The organism is Frankia sp. CcCS3, assembly GCF_977927575.1.
The window spans coordinates 1-2314 of record NZ_CDWRCL010000326.1; the positions used below are offsets into that span (position 1 = coordinate 1).

Annotated in this window: 2 protein-coding genes and 1 pseudogene; 1 reads left to right on the top strand and 2 read right to left on the bottom strand. The window is 66.6% G+C overall.

All coding sequences use genetic code 11. The features are described from left to right. Window positions 1–210: pseudogene (locus tag AC08OQ_RS18665) on the bottom strand (hypothetical protein); the annotation flags it as partial. Window positions 211–725: 515 nt separating this feature from the next. Between AC08OQ_RS18665 and AC08OQ_RS18670 the strand changes: the two are divergent. Further along, window positions 726–1277, top strand: coding sequence for a DUF3291 domain-containing protein (locus tag AC08OQ_RS18670; protein WP_462188297.1), 552 nt, complete (start codon window positions 726–728; stop codon window positions 1275–1277). Between the two features lie 78 nt (window positions 1278–1355). On the opposite strand, the gene AC08OQ_RS18675 is transcribed toward AC08OQ_RS18670, so the two are convergent. Beyond that, a complete protein-coding gene (locus AC08OQ_RS18675; protein WP_462188303.1) occupies window positions 1356–2297 on the bottom strand; it encodes a beta/alpha barrel domain-containing protein in 942 nt (313 codons plus the stop codon). Window positions 2298–2314: the final 17 nt, after the last annotated feature.

Below are 2314 nucleotides of genomic sequence, written 5' to 3' on the forward strand. Positions count from 1 at the left end.
GTCCCAGTCCTTCTTGTCCCAGCTCTCCTTCTCCCAGCGAATCTTGGTCCAGTGCTCCTTGACGACGTGCTTGGTGACGCGCTTGTCCTTCGGGCCGTCGTGACCATCGGAGGCCAACGCGCTCGTGGCCGCGGGCCCCGCGGCGACAACCAGAGCCGCCGTCGTGGACAGAGCGACAACTGCGGCTTTTCTCCTTGCGGAACTTCCCATGACTCCCCCATTGCTAGCGGAAAATGACCAAATGCTGTCGGCAGTGGAGGCCATTTCGGTCAGCGAGGACCGAAATCGGATCACCGACCAAACTCGAGCGATCCGCACTCAGGCTGATTTCCGCAGAGAAACACGCTTCCACGCAAATGACACAGCCCGCCCCGGGATCTTGGGATCTTCCCCTCCCGGCACCTCCGACTACGGAGAGTAGCTTCGACGTTGCCAATAGGTGGGAGGCGCGCATGATCGACTCGGGTGAGTCCATCCGGGTGGCTCCAGCGGAGCCCTCGGCGGCGACACCACCTGACGGATCACCTGACAGCCCCACGATGGGGCGCCGATCGGCAGGCATCGGCATCGGCCGGCCCGTTCGTGGCGGGGTTACTGTTCGCCGGCTGTTCCGAGCGGCATCGAAAAACTGGTAGAAATTGCACCCGCCAACTCGCCGATCATGATCGATCGGTAATTGACCGATATTCCTGGCGGCGGCGCGACAACCTCCCTAGGCTGCCTTCATGACGGGTTACCATCTGGCCCAGGTGAACATCGCCCGACTGCTCGCGCCGCCCGGCTCCTCCGCGCTGACCGACTTCGTCGCCGGTCTCACTCCCACCAACACGCTCGGCGACGGGCAGCCTGGCTTCGTCTGGCGCCTGCGGGCCGAGGATGGCGACACCGTCGTACGCACGTTCGTGTGGGAGGGCGACGGCGACCATGCGATCATCGTGAACCTGACCGTCTGGGAGTCGGTGGAGGCGCTGGCCAACTTCGTCTTCCGTAGCGGCCACGGGGCGTTCCTACGCCGTCGGCGCGAGTGGTTTCATCCCACCCAGCGGACGACCAACGCCCTGTGGTGGGTACCCGCCGGGCATCGGCCGGGGACGGACGAGGCCGAGGACCGGGTTCGTCACCTGCGGGCCCACGGTCCGACCGCCACCGCCTTCACGTTCCGGCTGACGTTTCCACCGCCGGACCGGCGGATCTCCCTGGTCCCGGGAAGCGGCCCGGAGAACACCGCCGAGCAGCCAGGCCGAGCGGCACCGAGAAACGCGGCGGCCGGAGGCTGATCCGGCGATGGGCTCCCGCGCCGAGGACGTGAAAAAATATGCTGGAAAGATGTACGGAAAATACGCGTGAAACCCTTTTCAGGGGACGGTCGGGTCGGTGTGGTCGATCCAGTTGGACAGAATGGCACCGAAGACGGCCGGATCCTCCGCACGGTTCCAGAACGCGGTGGCGGCCTGGACCGCGGTGGCCCCGGCCAGCAGGTAGTCGGCGACGTCGCGCCCGTCGGTCACACCCCCGACCCCGACGATGTCCACACTCTCCGGGAGCAGGCGGCGTAGCTGGCGCACCTGACCGAGCCCGACGGGCTTGAGCGCCGGCCCGCTCATACCGGCGAGCTCGACGTCGACGACTGGTCGGTGCGCCTCGTCGACGGCGAAGGCGTTGGGGAAGGTATTCACCGCCGTGACGAACCGCGGGCCACCGGGACGCGCGGCGACCTCATCGATCACCGTTGCGAGCTCCGCCAGAGCCGACGGATCGGAGAACGGCGAGATCTTGACTCCGTAGGGGACGCGTCGGGCCGGATCGGCACCAGCCTGCGCCACCAGCGTGTCGCCCACCGCCGTGCAGATCGTCGCGGTGTGCCCGGGATCGAAGCAGGCGATGCGCTTCTGCGTTCCGCCGTCCCAGACGTTCGGGCAGGCCAGGTTCAGTTCGATCAGATCGACCCCCGTCCGCGCCACGACCGCGGAGATCTCGCGGTATTCGTCGACACCGAACCCGGCGACGCTGACGGTCAACGGCTTGCCCGCCAGGTGAGCGCGCCGCACCATGCCGGGCAGATGCGCGGCATAGTAGTCCAGTCCGCGGTTGGGAAGCCCGAGCGCGTTCAACGAGTAGACTCGGCCAGGCCAGTAGACGTTGCCGGAGTTGCCTGACCGCGGTTCTCTGGTGATCGAACCAACGACGATCATCGAGACCGCCGACCGGGCGAACGTTTCGACATCCTCGGCGGTCTTGCAGGTGCCGGCCGCGTTCATGATCGGATGTTCCAGGGAGACACCGCACAGACCGCTCATGACCCCACCCTAGGGGA